This window comes from Acinetobacter sp. UBA6720 (assembly GCF_002454215.1).
GTDB lineage: Bacteria > Pseudomonadota > Gammaproteobacteria > Pseudomonadales > Moraxellaceae > Acinetobacter.
The window spans coordinates 2,231-4,601 of the sequence record NZ_DKIK01000005.1; the positions used below are offsets into that span (position 1 = coordinate 2,231).

Sequence of the window (2,371 nt, forward strand, 5' to 3'; positions counted from 1 at the left end):
AGAAAAACGTGATTATGTACGTGCGGTGTCTTCACAAAAGTGTGTCCGCGCAGGTGGTAAACATAACGACTTAGACAACGTCGGTTATACCGCACGTCACCATACTTTCTTTGAAATGTTAGGTAACTTCTCATTTGGCGACTACTTCAAACGTGATGCAATCAAATTTGCGTGGGATTTTCTAACAGGCGAAGCTTGGTTAGCATTGCCTAAAGACAAACTCTATGCAACGGTTTACCACACTGACGACGAAGCATTTGACATCTGGAACAAAGAAATTGGTTTAGATGCATCTCGTATTATTCGTATTGGCGACAACAAAGGTGGCCAATACGCATCAGATAACTTCTGGGCAATGGGTGATACAGGTCCTTGTGGTCCTTGTTCTGAAATCTTCTTTGACCATGGCGACCATATCTGGGGTGGCTTACCGGGCACACCTGAAGAAGATGGCGACCGTTTCATTGAAATCTGGAATAACGTTTTCATGCAGTTCAACCGTACTGCGGATGGCGTATTGCACCCTCTTCCAGCGCCGTCTGTCGATACAGGCATGGGCTTAGAGCGTATTTCTGCTGTTTTACAACATGTTAACTCTAACTACGAAATTGACCTATTCCAGCACTTACTCAAAGCGGCCGCTGAAATTATTGGTTTAGATACTGCAGCACTTGAAGCAGAAGCACACGAAAAAGGTACACCAGTTCAGTACCCAGCTTCACTTAAAGTCGTTGCCGATCATGCACGTTCATGTTCATTCCTAATTGCGGATGGTGTAAACCCATCAAATGAAGGTCGTGGTTATGTACTACGCCGTATTATCCGTCGCGCAGTTCGTCATGGTAACAAGCTCGGTGCAACTGGCTCCTTCTTCCATAAAATGTTGCAACCTTTAATTGAAGTGATGGGTCAAGCTTATCCAGAACTTGAAGCACAGAAAGTCCGTATCGAAGCACAATTACTGAAAGAAGAAGAACAATTCGCTAAAACCTTAGAGCAAGGTTTGAAATTGCTTGAAGGCGAATTGGCTCAACTGAAAGGTTCAGTGATTCCAGGTGAAGTGGTGTTTAAACTGTATGATACTTACGGTTTCCCAACTGACCTGACTGCTGACATCGCACGTGAACGTGATTTAACCATTGATGAAGCAGGCTTTGAAGTTGAAATGGCTGCGCAACGTCAACGTGCACGTGATGCAGGTAAATTCGCGATTGACTACAACTCTGTTGTTAAAGTTGAAGGCGAAACTCAGTTTGACGGCTATGATGCAACGGTTGGCGAAGGTCAAATTATCGCAATCTACAAAGATGGCGAACAAGTTGATGAAGTGGTTGAAGGTGACGAAGCTCTCATCGTACTGAACCAAACCCCGTTCTATGCAGAAAGCGGCGGTCAAATTGGTGACACAGGTATTTTCAAAAATGACACGGGTATTTTTGAAGTCCAAGACACCAAGAAATCGGGTGGTGCTTTTGTACACCAAGGTATCGTGACAGTCGGTAGCATTAAGCTTGCTCAACATGTAGAAGCGACAGTGAAAGCAGACATCCGCGCTGCAACTGCGCGTAACCACTCTGCGACTCACCTTTTACATGCTGCACTACGTCAAATCTTGGGTGAACACGTACAACAAAAAGGTTCATTGGTTGCTTCAGACATCTTACGTTTTGACTTTGCCAACGATCAACCTGTGTCATTTGAACAGCTTCAAGAAATTGAACGTCTTGTAAACGCTGAAGTAATTGCCAACACTACAGTTTCTACTGAGCTTTTAGACATCGAATCTGCGAAAGCAAAAGGCGCGATGATGTTGTTCGGTGAAAAATATGGCGATGAAGTTCGTGTACTTTCAATGGGTTCAATCATTGAAGAAAAAAACTTCTCAATTGAGCTGTGTGGTGGTATTCACGTTAAACGCACGGGCGACATCGGCTTGTTCAAAATCACTTCTGAAGGTGGTGTAGCTGCAGGTGTACGTCGTATTGAAGCGGTAACAGGTACCAAAGCCATTGAAGTTACTCAAAAAGCTGACCGTGATATCAACACCATCAATGGTTTACTAAAAGCTCAAAAAGACCAAACTTTAGAAAAAGTTGAAGCCTTAGTCGACACAGCATCAAGCTTGCAAAAACAGATTGAGCAACTCAATCAAAAACTTGCCAGCTTCCAAGCTGCTGAACTGCTTAGCCAAGTTCAAACGCTTGCGGGTCGTCAAACGCTAATCACGACTGTTCAAAACATGGATGCGAAATCACTTCGCAACCTACATGACGGTGTGAAATCAAAATTAGAAAATGCAGTCATCGTACTTGCTGGTGTTGAAGGTGACAAAGTTAGCCTGATTGCATCTGTAGCAAAAGACTTTACTGCT

The 2,371-nt window shown here is 43.8% G+C and carries 1 protein-coding gene; it reads left to right on the top strand.

From position 1 onward, the window contains the following. The coding region (gene alaS / locus B4F08_RS00470) for an alanine--tRNA ligase (protein ID WP_291372382.1) at nucleotides 1-2,371 on the top strand (2,371 nt) is incomplete at both ends.